The sequence below is a fragment of the Nocardia harenae NBRC 108248 genome (assembly GCF_001612885.1).
In the GTDB taxonomy this organism is placed as follows: domain Bacteria; phylum Actinomycetota; class Actinomycetes; order Mycobacteriales; family Mycobacteriaceae; genus Nocardia; species Nocardia harenae.
Genome location: NZ_BDBH01000012.1, coordinates 66,639 through 80,934, shown reverse-complemented (window position 1 = coordinate 80,934; position 14,296 = coordinate 66,639). Strand labels below are relative to the sequence as shown.

General features: G+C 69.0%; 15 protein-coding genes. 5 read left to right on the top strand and 10 right to left on the bottom strand.

What is annotated here, in order from left to right; genetic code table 11:
* Positions 1 to 117: 117 nt before the first annotated feature.
* Positions 118 to 1,323: a phosphoserine phosphatase SerB gene (serB, locus tag NH2_RS23435; protein ID WP_067658433.1), complete on the bottom strand. Its 1,206-nt coding sequence runs from the start codon at positions 1,321 to 1,323 to the stop codon at positions 118 to 120.
* 87 nt (positions 1,324 to 1,410) lie between these two features.
* Positions 1,411 to 3,153 (bottom strand): aa3-type cytochrome oxidase subunit I, encoded by a 1,743-nt coding sequence (gene ctaD / locus NH2_RS23430; RefSeq protein ID WP_067658430.1) that lies wholly within the window; start codon positions 3,151 to 3,153, stop codon positions 1,411 to 1,413.
* Positions 3,154 to 3,296: 143 nt separating this feature from the next.
* Between ctaD and NH2_RS23425 the strand changes: the two genes are divergently transcribed.
* Positions 3,297 to 4,337, top strand: a complete 1,041-nt coding sequence (locus NH2_RS23425) for an ABC transporter substrate-binding protein (RefSeq protein ID WP_067658427.1) — start codon at positions 3,297 to 3,299, stop codon at positions 4,335 to 4,337.
* A gap of 16 nt (positions 4,338 to 4,353) precedes the next feature.
* Here NH2_RS23425 and nrdF read toward each other — a convergent pair whose 3' ends face one another.
* A complete protein-coding gene (gene nrdF / locus NH2_RS23420) occupies positions 4,354 to 5,316 on the bottom strand; it encodes a class 1b ribonucleoside-diphosphate reductase subunit beta (RefSeq protein WP_067658424.1) in 963 nt (320 codons plus the stop codon).
* Between the two features lie 83 nt (positions 5,317 to 5,399).
* Between nrdF and NH2_RS23415 the strand changes: the two genes are divergently transcribed.
* On the top strand, positions 5,400 to 5,828 hold the full coding sequence (locus NH2_RS23415; RefSeq protein ID WP_067658421.1) for a hypothetical protein: 429 nt from the start codon (positions 5,400 to 5,402) through the stop codon (positions 5,826 to 5,828).
* Here the strand turns inward: NH2_RS23415 and mgtE are convergent.
* Both mgtE and NH2_RS30000 read right to left on the bottom strand, forming a co-directional pair.
* Positions 5,797 to 7,167, bottom strand: a complete 1,371-nt coding sequence (mgtE, locus tag NH2_RS23410) for a magnesium transporter (protein WP_067658418.1) — start codon at positions 7,165 to 7,167, stop codon at positions 5,797 to 5,799. The genes NH2_RS23415 and mgtE overlap by 32 nt on opposite strands.
* A 283-nt stretch (positions 7,168 to 7,450) precedes the next feature.
* Positions 7,451 to 7,627: a hypothetical protein gene (locus NH2_RS30000; protein ID WP_245650730.1), complete on the bottom strand. Its 177-nt coding sequence runs from the start codon at positions 7,625 to 7,627 to the stop codon at positions 7,451 to 7,453.
* Between the two features lie 50 nt (positions 7,628 to 7,677).
* On the opposite strand from NH2_RS30000, the gene NH2_RS29995 reads away from it, so the two are divergent.
* Together NH2_RS29995 and NH2_RS23400 are read left to right on the top strand one after the other, a co-directional pair.
* Positions 7,678 to 7,824 (top strand): hypothetical protein, encoded by a 147-nt coding sequence (locus NH2_RS29995; protein ID WP_245650729.1) that lies wholly within the window; start codon positions 7,678 to 7,680, stop codon positions 7,822 to 7,824.
* A 208-nt stretch (positions 7,825 to 8,032) separates the two neighbouring features.
* On the top strand, positions 8,033 to 9,028 hold the full coding sequence (locus NH2_RS23400; protein ID WP_067658412.1) for an LLM class F420-dependent oxidoreductase: 996 nt from the start codon (positions 8,033 to 8,035) through the stop codon (positions 9,026 to 9,028).
* Here the strand turns inward: NH2_RS23400 and NH2_RS23395 are convergent.
* A complete protein-coding gene (locus tag NH2_RS23395; protein WP_067658409.1) occupies positions 9,025 to 9,975 on the bottom strand; it encodes a helix-turn-helix transcriptional regulator in 951 nt (316 codons plus the stop codon). The genes NH2_RS23400 and NH2_RS23395 overlap by 4 nt on opposite strands.
* A gap of 53 nt (positions 9,976 to 10,028) precedes the next feature.
* Between NH2_RS23395 and NH2_RS23390 the strand changes: the two genes are divergently transcribed.
* Positions 10,029 to 10,424 (top strand): RidA family protein, encoded by a 396-nt coding sequence (locus tag NH2_RS23390; RefSeq protein WP_067658406.1) that lies wholly within the window; start codon positions 10,029 to 10,031, stop codon positions 10,422 to 10,424.
* A gap of 1 nt (position 10,425) precedes the next feature.
* On the opposite strand, the gene nrdE is transcribed toward NH2_RS23390, so the two are convergent.
* The 4 genes from nrdE to NH2_RS23370 form a co-directional block, all read right to left on the bottom strand.
* Positions 10,426 to 12,507, bottom strand: coding sequence for a class 1b ribonucleoside-diphosphate reductase subunit alpha (gene nrdE, locus NH2_RS23385; protein ID WP_245650728.1), 2,082 nt, complete (start codon positions 12,505 to 12,507; stop codon positions 10,426 to 10,428).
* Positions 12,508 to 12,512: 5 nt separating this feature from the next.
* A complete protein-coding gene (nrdI, locus tag NH2_RS23380; protein WP_067658403.1) occupies positions 12,513 to 13,019 on the bottom strand; it encodes a class Ib ribonucleoside-diphosphate reductase assembly flavoprotein NrdI in 507 nt (168 codons plus the stop codon).
* A 40-nt stretch (positions 13,020 to 13,059) separates the two neighbouring features.
* A complete protein-coding gene (nrdH, locus tag NH2_RS23375; RefSeq protein WP_067658400.1) occupies positions 13,060 to 13,293 on the bottom strand; it encodes a glutaredoxin-like protein NrdH in 234 nt (77 codons plus the stop codon).
* Positions 13,294 to 13,646: 353 nt separating this feature from the next.
* Entirely contained in the window at positions 13,647 to 14,213 is a 567-nt protein-coding gene (locus NH2_RS23370; RefSeq protein WP_067658397.1) for an NAD(P)H-dependent oxidoreductase, read from the bottom strand.
* Positions 14,214 to 14,296: the final 83 nt, after the last annotated feature.

Below are 14,296 nucleotides of genomic sequence, written 5' to 3'. Positions count from 1 at the left end.
CAGCCCTCCCCTCGCGTAGGGAAACCGACGTCCTCCACCCTCGACCTCCGTTCGGCACGCAAGCGAAACTCCGTGAGAATACGTGGCCGTGCAGCCGAGCGCCGGGTGAACGCCGGGTCAGCCCAGCGGCACCCGCCGCAGCAGCCCGTCGCGGGCGTCGGCCGCCTCGACCTCGTCGCGGGTCACCCCGAGCACGAAGAGCACCGCGTCCAGGAAGGGGTGCGAGAGCGCCGCGTCGGCCACCTCGCGCAGCGCCGGTTTGGCATTGAAGGCGACGCCGAGCCCGGCGGCATTGAGCATGTCGATATCGTTGGCGCCGTCGCCGACCGCTACCGTCTGCTCCATCGGCACCCCGGCCTCGGCGGCGAAGCGACGCAGCGCGGTGGCCTTGTAGGCCCGGTCGACGATCTCGCCGGTCACCCGGCCGGTCAGCTTCCCCTCCACGATCTCCAGTGTGTTGGCCTGCACGAAATCCAGCTCCAGCTCGTGCGCCAGCGGCTCGATCACCTGCCGGAAGCCACCGGAGACGACGCCGCAGCGGAACCCGATCCGGCGCAGCGTGCGGATGGTGGTGCGGGCGCCGGGGGTGAGCTCGATCCGGTCGGCGACCTCCTCGATCACCGACTCGTCCAGCCCGGCCAGGGTGGCGACCCGCTGGCGCAGCGACTCGGCGAAGTCCAGCTCGCCGCGCATGGCCGCCTCGGTGACCGCGCGCACCTCGTCCTCGACGCCGGCGTGCGCGGCCAGCATCTCGATCACCTCGCCCTGGATCAGCGTGGAATCGACGTCGAAGACGATGAGCCGCTTGCCGCGCCTGGCCAGCCCGGCCCGCTCGACGGCCACATCCACCTGCTCGGCCACCGCCACCTCGGCCAGCGCGGTGCGCAGCACCGCGTCCTCGTCGCGCGCGGTGACCAGCAGCTCCATCCCGGTCACCGGGTAGTCGGCGATGCCGCGGATGGAGTCGATATTGGCGCCGAGCTGGGCCAGCCTGCGGGAGACGGCGCTGAACGCCCGCGCCGTCACCGGCGCGCCGAGGACCACGACGGCGTGCGTGGAGACCGGCTGCCTGCCGATCGCGGCGTCCACCTCGACGTCGACGTGCATGCCGACGGTGTTCATCGCCTCCTCGACCTCGTCCTGCAGCACCTCGGGGTCGCTGGGGCAGGTGACGAGGACGCCGAGCGTGAGCCTGCCACGGATCACCACCTGCTCCACGTCGAGCAGGTGCACGCCGTGCCGCGACATGGCCGCGAGCAGCACGGAGGTCACGCCGGGGCGGTCGGGCCCGGTGACGGTGACGAGAACGATGGTGTCGGCCACGCGGTTGCTCCAGGGTCGGTCGGGTGCGCTCACGAAACGAGTGTGCACCCGCCGGGGATCGGCGGGTGCACACTCGGCGTCGCGCATTTACTTGGAGAGCGCCACCCGGTCGCCGGACTCCACGGTGTGCGTCTTGGTGCCCCAGCCCACGTGCGCCTCCTCCCGCATGCGGTCGATCATGTGCGGGTAGTGCAGCTCGAACGCGGGGCGCTCGGAGCGGATGCGCGGCAGCTCGTAGAAGTTGTGCCGCGGCGGCGGGCAGGTGGTGGCCCACTCCAGCGAGTTGCCGTAGCCCCACGGGTCGTCGACGGTGACCACCTCGCCGTAGCGGTAGCTCTTGAAGACGTTCCAGAGGAACGGAAGCATCGAGGCGCCGAGCACGAAGGCGCCGATGGTGGAGATGGTGTTCAGCGTGGTGAAGCCGTCGGTGGGCAGGTAGTCGGCGTAGCGCCGCGGCATGCCCTCCGCGCCCAGCCAGTGCTGGACGAGGAAGGTGGTGTGGAAGCCGATGAAGGTGGTCCAGAAGTGCCACTTGCCCAGCCGCTCGTCCATCATCCGGCCGGTGATCTTCGGGAACCAGAAGTAGATGCCCGCGTAGGTGGCGAACACGATGGTGCCGAAGAGCACGTAGTGGAAGTGCGCGACCACGAAGTACGAGTCGGTGACGTGGAAGTCCAGCGGCGGGCTGGCCAGAATGACGCCGGAGAGGCCGCCGAAGAGGAAGGTCACCAGGAAGCCGAGCGAGAAGAGCATCGGCGATTCGAAGGTCAGCTGGCCGCGCCACATGGTGCCGATCCAGTTGAAGAACTTCACGCCGGTCGGCACCGCGATGAGGAACGTCATGAAGGAGAAGTAGGGCAGCAGCACCGCGCCGGTGGCGTACATGTGGTGCGCCCACACCGCGATCGAGAGCGCCGCGATGCCGAGCGTCGCGTACACCAGGGTGGTGTAGCCGAAGATCGGCTTGCGCGAGAAGACCGGGAAGATCTCCGAGACGATGCCGAAGAAGGGCAGCGCGATGATGTACACCTCGGGGTGCCCGAAGAACCAGAACAGGTGCTGGTAGAGCAGGATGCCGCCGGTGGCCGGGTCGTAGATGTGGCCGCCGAGGTGCCGGTCGTACGCGAGGCCGAAGAGCGCGGCGGTGAGCAGCGGGAACGCGAGGATGACCAGCACCGAGGTGACCGCGATGTTCCAGGTGAAGATCGGCATCCGGAACATGGTCATGCCGGGAGCGCGCAGGCAGACGACCGTGGTCAGCATGTTCACGCCGCCGAGGATGGTGCCGAGGCCGGAGACCGCGAGGCCGAGGATCCACAGGTCGGTGCCGACGCCGGGCGAGTGCAGGATGTCGGTGAGCGGCACGTACGCCGTCCAGCCGAAGTCCGCCGCGCCGCCGGGGGTGATGAAGCCCGCGGTCGCCATGGTCGCGCCGAACGCGTACAGCCAGTAGCTGAAGGCGTTCAGCCGCGGGAAGGCGACGTCGGGGGCGCCGATCTGCAGCGGCAGGATGATGTTCGCGAAGCCGAACACGATCGCCGTCGCGTAGAAGAGCAGCATGATCGTGCCGTGCATGGTGAACAGCTGGTTGAACTGCTCGGGCGAGAGGAACTGCAGGCCGGGGCGGGCCAGCTCGCCGCGCATCAGCAGCGCCATCAGGCCGCCGATGAGGAAGAACGCCATCGAGGTGGTCAGGTACATGACACCGAGGACCTTGGGGTCCGTGGTGGTGACCATCTTGTAGAGGAACGACCCCTTCGGCCCGGTGCGGGCTGGATACGGCCGAGACGCTTCCACCTGTTTGACTGGCTGGGGCTCAACGGCAGTCACTGATCCTCCTCGTTCGCGTGCGCTGCCCTGATCGTAAACCTTGTGGCGGGGGCGGTCCGACTCCGGTCCTACTCTGTGTCGTATTTCCGTTCGGGGCCGGTGCGCGGGTGGGTACTACCCGCTCCGCCTGTACCCTCACCCGCATGCCGGTGAGCGCCCGCGTCCGCACCCGATTGCCGTCCGTCCTGGCGATGTTCGCCGCGGCGGGCACGCTGCTGACCGGTTGCGGTCAGCAGACCGACGACGCAACCACGATCATCCGCACGACCACCAATATCGCGGGGGCGGGCGTGGTCGGGCTGGAGCGCGACACCAGCCAGGCCTGCCCGCTGCCGAGCCGCCCCGATGCAGGCAGCCGTCCGGTGACGCACACCGGCGGGGTCACCCAGGTGCCCGCCGACCCGCAGCGCATCGTGGTGCTCGGTACCCCCGCGCTGGATGCCGCCTGCGCGCTCGGGCTGTGGGAGCGGGTCGTCGGCACCACCACGCTGACCGGCCCGGTGCCGCAGCCGGACTACCTCGGCTACGGCGTCAAGCGGATCCCGTCGGTCGGCCCCGACGGCGCCCCCGACCCCGCCCGGATCGCCGAGCTCGACCCCGACGTCATCATCGGCACCCAGGGCCAGGGCGACTACGCCGCGCTCGCCGCCGTCGCGCCCACCGTGCTCGCGGGCACCGGCAGCGGCTGGGCCGCCGAGTTCGTCGGGCTCGCCGCGGGGCTGGCCCGCGCCGGCGCCGCCGAGGCGGTGCTGGCCGAGTACCGCGCCGACGCCCCCGCCATCGGCGCCGAGCCCGCCGTCGCCGCCGCGCAGTCCCAGGCCTCGGTGGTCCGGTTCGGCGCCGACAGCATCACCGTGCTCGGCACCGACTCCTTCGCGGGCGGCGTGCTCACCGATATCGGCGTGCGCAGGCCGCAGAACCAGCGCGGCGCCTCCTTCACCGTCCCCGCCGACGAGCTGGAGCGGGTCGAGGGCGACGTGATCTTCGTGCTCTTCGACGGCGAGGCGGGCCGGGAGTACGGCGAGTCGGTCCTCCGCTCGGATGCCTGGAAGGAGCTCGGCGCCGCGAGCGACCAGCGGGTCTTCGCCGTGGAGGACGCCGTCTGGCACGGCAGCGGGCCGACCGCCGCCCGCGCCGTGCTCACCGACGTGCGGCAGAACCTGAACGGCTACGTCACCGGGTGACACAGCCGCCGCGGCGTCAGAACTCCCAGTCCTCGTCCTCGGTGTTGACGGCCTTGCCGATCACGTAGCTGGAGCCGGAGCCGGAGAAGAAGTCGTGGTTCTCGTCGGCGTTCGGCGATAGCGCCGCGAGAATCGCCGGGTTCACGTCGGTCTCGTCCTTCGGGAAGAGCCCCTCGTAACCGAGGTTCATCAGCGCCTTGTTGGCGTTGTAGCGCAGGAACTTCTTGACGTCCTCGGTGAGCCCGACCTCGTCGTACAGATCCTGGGTGTACTCGGCCTCGTTCTCGTACAGCTCGAAGAGCAGCTCGAAGGTGTAGTTCTTGAGTTCGTCGCGCTCCGCCTGCGAGACCAGCTCGAGCCCCTTCTGGTACTTGTAGCCGATGTAATACCCGTGCACCGCCTCGTCCCGGATGATCAGCCGGATCATGTCGGCGGTATTGGTCAGCTTGGCCCGCGACGACCAGTGCATCGGCAGGTAGAAGCCGGAGTAGAAGAGGAAGCTCTCCAGCAGCGTCGAGGCCACCTTGCGCTTGAGCGGATCGTCGCCGTTGTAGTACTGCAGCACGATCTCGGCCTTGCGCTGCAGATTGCGGTTCTCCTCGGACCAACGGAACGCCTCATCGATCTCCCTGGTCGAGCAGAGCGTGGAGAAGATCGAGCTGTAGCTCTTGGCGTGCACCGACTCCATGAAGGCGATGTTGGTGAGCACCGCCTCCTCGTGCGGCGTCAGCGCGTCCGGGATCAGGCTCACCGCGCCCACCGTGCCCTGAATGGTGTCCAGCAGCGTGAGCCCGGTGAAGACTCGCATGGTGAGCTGCTTCTCGTCCGGGGTCAGCGTGGCCCAGGACGGGATGTCGTTCGACACCGGCACCTTCTCCGGCAGCCAGAAGTTGCCGGTCAGCCGGTCCCAGACCTCGGCGTCCTTCTCGTCGGGCACCCGATTCCAGTTGATGGCCGACACCCGATCGATCAGTTTCATGCTGCAGCCTCCGGTCCTCGTCGTGGTGACGAGAACACTACCTCTTGTGGACCGGGAGCTTTCGTAGCACAAGAACTAGTGGCATGAATGTCGCGAATCCGCCGTGGATGGTAGCCGTCGGCACCTGCCGCCGCGGCCGTGCCGGAGCGGCCGCCGCGCGCTGGCGGGCCGAGCCGCGCCGGGCGAGCACCCCGTTCGCGAACACCGATCCGTGCGCGGCCACCGCGGCGCTCGGCGTCCGGCCCAGTGCGGTCCAGCTGTGGGAGTGCGGGTTCGAGTACCGGGAGCAGAAGTTCCTGCTGATGCTCCGCGAGGAGGGCGAGCAGCAGCTCGGCCCGGTGCGCTACGAGATCGACGGGCACCCGGTCCACCGCAGCAGGCGCACGAGCCCATCCGCCTCGCACTCGCCCGGCGCGGCCCCCTTCAGCGCTCGCCGCTGGCGGAGCGGCTGGACCGCACCGAGGCGGACCGGCGATGAACTCAGATCCCCAGCACCACCTTGGCGATGGTGAAGTAGAGGATCAGCCCGGTGGCGTCCACCAGCGTGGTCACCATCGGCGCGGAGACCACGGCGGGGTCGATTCGCAACCGCTTGGCGAGCAGCGGCATGGTCCCGCCGATGGTCGCCGCCCAGGCGCAGATCAGCACCAGCGTGAGCCCGACGACGATCGCCACCTTCGGCCCGACGAAGACCCCGCCGATCATGACCCCGGCGACGGCGAGCATGCTCCCGAGCACGAACCCGACCCGGCACTCCCGCCAGATCACCCGGAACAGATCACCGCCGCGCACCTCGCCGACCGCCACCGCGCGCACGCACGCCGTCGCCGCCTGGGCCCCGGCATTCCCACCGGCGCCGATGAGCAGCGGAATGAACAGCGCGAGCTGCGCGGCCTGCTCCAGCGTGCCCTCGAAGAAGTCGGTGACGCTCACCGTGAGGGTGGCGGCGACCAGCAGGAGCAGCAGCCAGAGCGCCCGGTAGCGGGCCAGCTGGAAGACCCCCGCCGCCATGTAGTGTCCGGCCCACGGCGCGGAGCCGGCCTGCTTGGCGACGTCCTCGCTGTCCGCCGCCTCGATCACCTCGACCGCGTCGTCGATGGTGAGCAGCCCGACCAGCCGGTCTTCGCTGTCCACCACGGGCAGGTCGATGACATTGGTCTCGCGCATGACGCGGGCGGCCCGCTCGGCGGAGTCGGTGGCGCGCACGTACGCGGGCTCGGTCCGCACCAGGTCGGCAACCAGCGCGTCGGGCCCGCTCAGTACCAGCTCGCGCAGCTCGACCACGCCGGTGAGCCGCCGCCCGGTATCCACCACGGGCAGGGTGTAGACGGTCTCGGCGCGCCCGCCCTTGGCCCGCACGGTCTGCAGCGCGGCGGCCACCGTGAGGTTCCGCGGCAGCGCCACCACCTCGGGGGTCATGTAGAGCCCGACCGACCCCTCCGGGTAGCCGAGCAGCCCCGCGGTCATCCGGCGCTCGCGCGGGCTCAGCCCGGCGAGCACCTTCTTGGCGACGGTGGCGGGCGCCTCGCGCAGCATGCGCGCCCGGTCGTCGGGCGCCATGTTCTCGATCAGGTCGCGGAAACTCTTGTCCCGCAACCCCTCCAGGATCTGCTGCTGGTCCACCGGCTCGAGCTCCTCGAAGACGGCGAGCGCGAGATCCTTGTCCAGCAGCCGGAAGGCCATGCCCGCGCGGACGGCGTCCATCCGGGCGAGCTGGTCGGCGATGGCGTGCGGCGAGTGGTTGCCGAGCCAGTCCAGTGCGGCGTCGGCGCGGCGCGTCTCCACGAGTTCCTGCACGGTGTCCGGCAGCGTGAGCACCGGGCGTACTTCGATGACGTCGGTTTGCGACATGGGTGATCCCCTCGGCACGAGGCAAGTGGGTGAACGAGTTCTAGGACTGCGTCACACCGCGAGGCGCTACCCCACGCGCGCACCCGGCCGGGAAAAGCCGGGGGATCGATGATCAGAGCGAAGGGGCGGCGCCGCGCGGCCTTCGACTGGGAGGTTCACTGCGCATGGCAACCCACCTCCTCGTTCCGGGTGCGGGGCCGGTGCCGCCGCGGGAATCAACGTGCGCGAGAGTACACCGCCCCGCCACGGATTTCACATCGTGGCGCAGGGGCGGTGACGGCGCTCATACCGTGAGCGCCGCCTCCACATCGGGCCAGGTCGGCGTCGGGGTGACCCAGTCCGGGGCGGGTTCGCGCCGGTGCCCGTACAGGTACAGGTGGGGCACGAGGCCGCGCAGGGCGCGGTGCACGTCGAGCCGGTCGTCGATCATGTGCGTGATGCCGAGTTCACGGCAGTGCACCGCCTTCTCCGGGCGGGCCCGGCAGAACCGGAGGTGCGCATGGCGTCGGCGTGGCTGCCGTCCAGGAAGGCGGTGTCGGCCTCGCCCGATTCGGCCGCGGCACCCATCACGACCCGGCCGAAATCGATGCCGAGCCGAGGATTGTTGTCGTTCATCAGGATTCCAGCATGACCGGAATCATCTGCGAACGCCTCTGAATAAACGGCGACCACGTGCTCCGCGACCGCGGCGCGCATTCTGCGCAGCCCGTCCCGGATCCGGCTCCGACCGCCTCCGCCCGGTTTCGGCCGTGATCGTAAATTGCGCGCGCCCAGCGCCGAATCGTTGCCCGCGGGCGACGGGCTCGACAGAGTGGAGGGTGGGCGCGTGCGCGCCCGGCACGCGACGACACGCGAGGAGACAGCTGTGCGCTTCGGAATCTTCGTCCCGCAGGGGTGGCGGCTGGACCTGGCCGGCATCGACACCGCCGCGCAGTGGGGGGTGATGCGGGATCTCGCCGCGCGCGCGGACGCGAACCCGGTCTGGGAGTCGCTGTGGGTGTACGACCACTTCCACACCGTCCCGGAGCCGACCGAGGAGGCCACGCACGAGGCGTGGACGCTCATGTCCGCTTTCGCGGCGAGCACCTCGCGGATCCGCCTCGGCCAGATGTGTACCGCGATCAGCTACCGCAACCCCGCCTACCTGGCCAAGGTCGCCGCCACGGTGGACGCCATCTCCGGCGGCCGCACCGAGATGGGCATCGGCGGCGGCTGGTACGAGCACGAGTGGCGCGCCTACGGCTACGGCTTCCCCACCGCCGGGGAGCGGCTGGGCAGGCTGGACGAGGGCGTGCAGATCTTCCGCCAGGCCTGGACTACCGGCAGCGCCACCCTGGACGGCAAGTACTACCGGGTCGACGGTGCCCGGGTGTACCCGCTGCCGCTGCAGGAGGGCGGGATTCCGCTCTGGATCGCGGGCGGTGGCGAGAAGAAGACGCTGAAGATCGCGGCCAAGTACGCGCAGTACACCAACTTCGCCGGGAACGATCCGGACGAATTCACCCACAAGTCCGAGATCCTGCGCGGGCACTGCGCCGACGTCGGCACCGATTACGACGCCATTGTGCGCAGCGCGAACTTCAATGTGGTGGTCGGGGCAACCGAGGCCGAGGTCGAGGAGCGCAAGAAGGCGATCGCCGATCGGCTCGCGCCCGCGCTCGGTGCGGAGAAGGGGGCCGGGTATGTCCAGGCCATGACGGCGGGCGGGGCCGCGGTCGGCACGCCGGAGCAGATCGTGGAGCGGCTCGCTGCGATCAAAGCGCTGGGGCTGGGATACGCCATCGTCAACTTCCCGGAAGCGGCGTACGACACCAGCGGGATCGAGCTCTTCGAGAAGGAAGTCCTGCCCGCGCTCGCCTAATCGCCGTAGCGGGCGGCCATCGCGGCGGCCCGGCTTGCCAGTGCGGCGCGCAGTGATCGCGGAGCAACCACGTCCGCGTCGGCGGCGAGCTGCCACAGCGCCCATTCGGCGTGCCTGAGGTCCTGAAAGGTGAGGTCGAGGACGAGGAAGCCGTCCGCGTCGAGGTGTTCGGCGCGGACGGCTATGGCGGTGTTCGCCAGCTCTGCCCGGCGTGCCGGGCGGACCCGCGCCAGCACGGCGAGCCGGTCGCCGCGGGTGCGGAACCGGCTACCGCGCTCCCGCCAGATCTGCTCGAGGTCGATGCCTTCCGGCCGCTGCGCCGGTTCGTCCAGTGCCTCCGCCGCCAGCACCCTGGACAGTTTGTAGGTACGGTCCTGCCCCTCCCTGAGGGCGAGCAGGTATCCCTGGTCGCGGGCGGTGACCAGCCCGATCGGGTCCACCGTGCGCCATCGGGGCTCCGCGTTCGCCGCCGCGTAGTGCAGGCGCAGCCGGTGGCCGGCCAGGACCGCGCGGCGGAGCTCCGCCATGACCGCGGCGGGGATCTCGTCGCGGGCTCTCCTGCGCTCGAGCAGGTCGGTCTCCGGTTCGTGCAGGAGGCGACGCGCCTGATCACTCGCCGTGTGCCCCTCCGGCAGCGCGTCGGCGACCTTCCGCAGCGCCGACGCCAGCGCCTGCCCCAGCCCGAAAGCCCCGGCACCCGAGGTGAGCAGGGCCAGCGCTTCGTCGTGGTTGAGTCCGGTGAGCTCGGTCCGGAAACCGGGGAGCAGCTCGAACCCGCCGTGCCTGCCGCGTTCGGCGTACACCGGAACCCCGGCGATGGAGAGCGCCTCGATATCGCGCAGCACCGTCCGGGTGGAGACCTCGAGCTCCCGGGCCAGCGCGGGCGCGGTCATCCGGCCACGGCTGCGGAGCAGCAGGACCAGCGAGACCAGTCGGTCGGCACGCACGGCTCGAAAATACCCGACAGAGGATGTCGTGATTCCCTGCGAGGCTCGTCCGCATGGAACGAACCGCGATCAACCCCGTCACCTGGTCCCTGCCCCTCGGCTTCCACCAGGCCGAGCTGGTCACCTCCCCCACCAGGACCCTCTACTGCTCCGGCCAGACCGCCATGAACGCCGACGGCGAACCCCAGCATCCCGACGACATGGCCAGCCAGCTCGCCCTGAGCCTGGACAACTTGGAAGCCGTCCTCAAAGCAGCCGATATGGCGCTCCCGAACCTGGTCCGGCTGAACGTCTACACCACCGACGTCGACCTGCTCTTCCAGCACTACGGCGTGCTCGCCGCCCGCCTCGGCGCCGCCGGTATCGCCCCGGCCACCACCATGCTCGGCCTCACCCGCCTCGCGGTCCCCGGCCAGCTGGTCGAGCTGGAGGGGACCGCGGTGGACTGAGCTACAGCATGCAGCTGACGCAGCCCTCGACCTCGGTCCCCTCGAGCGCCATCTGCCGCAACCGGATGTAGTACAGCGTCTTGATCCCCTTGCGCCACGCATAGATCTGCGCTTTGTTGAGATCCCGCGTGGTGGCGGTGTCCTTGAAGAACAGCGTCAGCGACAGCCCCTGGTCCACGTGCTGGGTGGCGGCGGCGTAGGTGTCGACGATCTTCTCGTAGCCGATTTCGTAGGCATCCTCGTAGAACTCGAGGTTGTCGTTGTCCATGTAGGGGGCCGGGTAGTAGACGCGGCCGATCTTGCCTTCCTTGCGGATCTCGATCTTCGACGCCACCGGGTGGATGGAGCTGGTGGAGTGGTTGATGTAGGAGATCGAGCCGGTGGGCGGGACGGCCTGCAGGTTCTGGTTGTAGATGCCGTGCTCCATGACGGCGGCCTTCAGCTCCAGCCAGTCCTGCTGGGTGGGGATGTGCACGCCGGCGTCGGCGAAGAGCTGACGCACGCGGTCGGTCTCGGGTTCCCAGGCCCGCTCGGTGTACTTGTCGAAGTACTCGCCGCTGGCGTACTTGGATTCCGAGAAGCCGCCGAAGGCGGAGCCGCGCTCGATGGCGATGCGGTTCGAGGCGCGCAGGGCGTGGTAGACGACCGTGTAGAAGTAGATGTTGGTGAAGTCGATGCCCTCCGGCGAGCCGTAGTGGATGTGCTCGCGGGCCAGGTAGCCGTGCAGGTTCATCTGGCCGAGGCCGATGGCGTGCGAGGCATTGTTGCCCTGCTCGATGGAGGGCACCGAGTAGATGTGGGTCTGGTCGGAGACGGCGGTGAGCGCGCGGATGGAGACCTCGATGGTGCGCGCGAAATCCGGCGAGTCCATGGTCTTGGCGATGTTCAGCGAGCCCAGGTTGCAGGAGATATCTTTACCGACCCGGTCGTAGGAGAGATCGTCGTTGTAGGTCGAGGGGGTGGAGACCTGCAGGATCTCCGAGCACAGGTTGGAGTGCGTGATCTTGCCCGCGATCGGGTTGGCGCGATTCACGGTGTCCTCGTACATGATGTACGGGTAGCCGGACTCGAACTGCAGCTCGGCAATGGTCTGGAAGAACTCGCGGGCCCGGATCTTGGACTTGCGGATCCGCTTGTCGTCGACCATCTCGTAGTACTTCTCGGTGATGTTCACGTCGGCGAACGGCTTGCCGTAGATGCGCTCGACGTCGTACGGCGAGAAGAGGTACATGTCCTCGTTGTTCTTCGCCAGCTCGAAGGTGATGTCGGGGATCACCACGCCGAGCGAGAGGGTCTTGATCCGGATCTTCTCGTCCGCGTTCTCCCGCTTGGTGTCCAGGAAGCGGTAGATGTCCGGGTGGTGCGCGTGCAGGTAGACCGCGCCCGCGCCCTGCCTGGCGCCGAGCTGGTTGGCGTAGGAGAAGGAATCCTCCAGCAGCTTCATGATCGGGATGACGCCGGAGCTCTGGTTCTCGATCTTCTTGATCGGCGCGCCGTGCTCGCGGATATTGCTGAGCAGCAGCGCGACCCCGCCGCCGCGCTTCGAGAGCTGCAGCGCGGAGTTGATCGAGCGCCCGATGGACTCCATATTGTCCTCGATGCGCAGCAGGAAGCAGGAAACCGGCTCGCCGCGCTGCTTCTTGCCCGAGTTCAGGAAGGTCGGGGTGGCCGGCTGGAAGCGGCCGGTGATGATCTCCTCGACCAGCTCGACGGCGTGCCGCTCGTCGCCGTCGGCGAGGGTGAGCGCGACCATGCAGACCCGGTCCTCGAAGCGCTCCAGGTAGCGCTTCCCGTCGAAGGTCTTGAGCGTGTACGAGGTGTAGTACTTGAACGCGCCGAGAAAGGTCGGGAACCGGAACTTCTTCGCGTAGGCCTGCTCGAAGAGCGACTTCACGAAGGGGCGGCTGTACTTCTCCAGCACCTCGCCCTCGTAGTAGTTCTCCTCGACCAGGTAGTCGAGCTTCTCGTCGAGGTTGTGGAAGAAGACGGTGTTCTGGTTGACGTGCTGCAGGAAGTACTGCCGCGCGGCCTCCCGGTCGCGGTCGAACTGGATCCGTCCGTCCGCGCCGTAGAGGTTCAGCATCGCGTTCAGGGCGTGGTAATCGAGGTCCTCTCCGGCGTCTCCGCCGCGGACCGGGGGCTGTTCCAGGCGCGCTGACTTTCCGGCCGGTGCTGTCGTTGCTGTTGCCAAAACAATCCCAATCCCTCGCGGACGCGGACGACGTCCTCTGCGGTTCCCATCAATTCGAAGCGGTAGAGGTACGGCACCGCGCACTTGCGCGAGATCACCTCGCCCGCGAAGCAAAACGTCTCGCCGAAGTTGGTATTGCCCGCGGCGACGACTCCGCGCAGCAGCGCGCGGTTGTGCGGATCGTTGAGGAATTGGGCCACCTGGCGGGGCACGAATTCCCGGTCGGAGCGGCGGCCGTCGAGGTGCTTCCCGCCGCCGTAGGTGGGGCAGATCAGCACGTACGGCTCGTCCACGCGCAGCGTCTCGGAGAGGTGCAGCGGGATGCGCCGGGCGGGCAGCGCCAGCTTGGTCGCGAATCGGTGGGTGTTCTCCGACGCGCTGGAGAAGTAGACGAGTCCGGTCACGACACCCTCCTCGGGGCGGGCCGCCGGGCGGCCCTGCGGCTCAGGCCGCGACGGTGGCGAGCGCCTTGATCCGATCCGGCCGGAAGCCGGACCAGTGCTCCTCGCCTGCCACGACGACGGGCGCTTGGAGGTAGCCGAGCGCCATCACGAAATCGCGGGCGTCGTCGTCCTGCGAGATGTCGACGACGCTGTAATCCACCCCGGCCTTGTCGAGCGCCTTGTAGGTGGCATTGCACTGGACGCACGCGGGCTTGGTGTACACGGTGATGGTCATTCGATGTCCCTCTCATCCACGGCCGATGGTCCCTGCGCAAACTTCGGATCCCGGCACGAACATCCCCTTGACAGTTCCCGCCGGGGGCGGTGGGTGGGGTGTGCGATTCGGTACGGCAGACACTACACCTAGTGGCCGACAGAACCGAGTAGCACTAGACCTGGTGAGTCACATCCGTGGAATTAACTCCCAGGACACGCCGAGGACGCCCACTTCGACATGTGATCCAGATCACTGCGAATGCCATCGGCAGCACCTCAGCAAACTTCCGTACCGCCCGCATCGCCAGTCACACCGGACACAGCGCGGCGCCCCGCCCACCGGGGGTGGACGGGGCGCCGGCCGGAGGAGGATCAGGCGTCGACGCGCTGGCCGACGGCGCTCACCAGCTCGTGCAGGGTGGCGCCGAGCTGGGTCAGCGCCTCGGCGTCCTCGCGCGGGTGCGCGGCGCCGAAGCGCTCGCCGACCGCGCCGAAGTGCGCGTGCGCGGCCTCGACGACGGTGCCGCCCGCCACGCCGACCGCCTTGACGGTGTCGCCGTGCGCCCACTGCGCGGCGTTCGGGCTGATCGAGGCGCTCACGGTGGCGACGGGCTTGCCCTTGACCGCGCCGGAGCCGTAGGGCCGGGAGATCCAGTCGATGGCGTTCTTGAGCACGGCGGTGGTGGTGCCGTTGTACTCGGGGGTCACCAGCAGCAGCGCGTCGGCGCCGCCGACGGCGTCACGCAGCGCCTGCGCGGCGGCGGGCACCGCGCCGGGAACGTCGATGTCCTCGTTGTAGAACGGGACCTCACCGAGCCCCTCGTACAGCGAGACCGATACGCCGTCGGGGGCGGTCTGCACCGCGGCCTCGGCGAGCTGCCGGTTGACCGACGCGGCGCGCAGGCTGCCGACGAGGACGAGAACGCTGGTCTGGCTCATGACGACTCCTGATGTACTGGGATAGATTCCGTCTGTCCGCAGTAGTAACCGGACCACGGTCCGATTACTTCCCCGACCTCGGA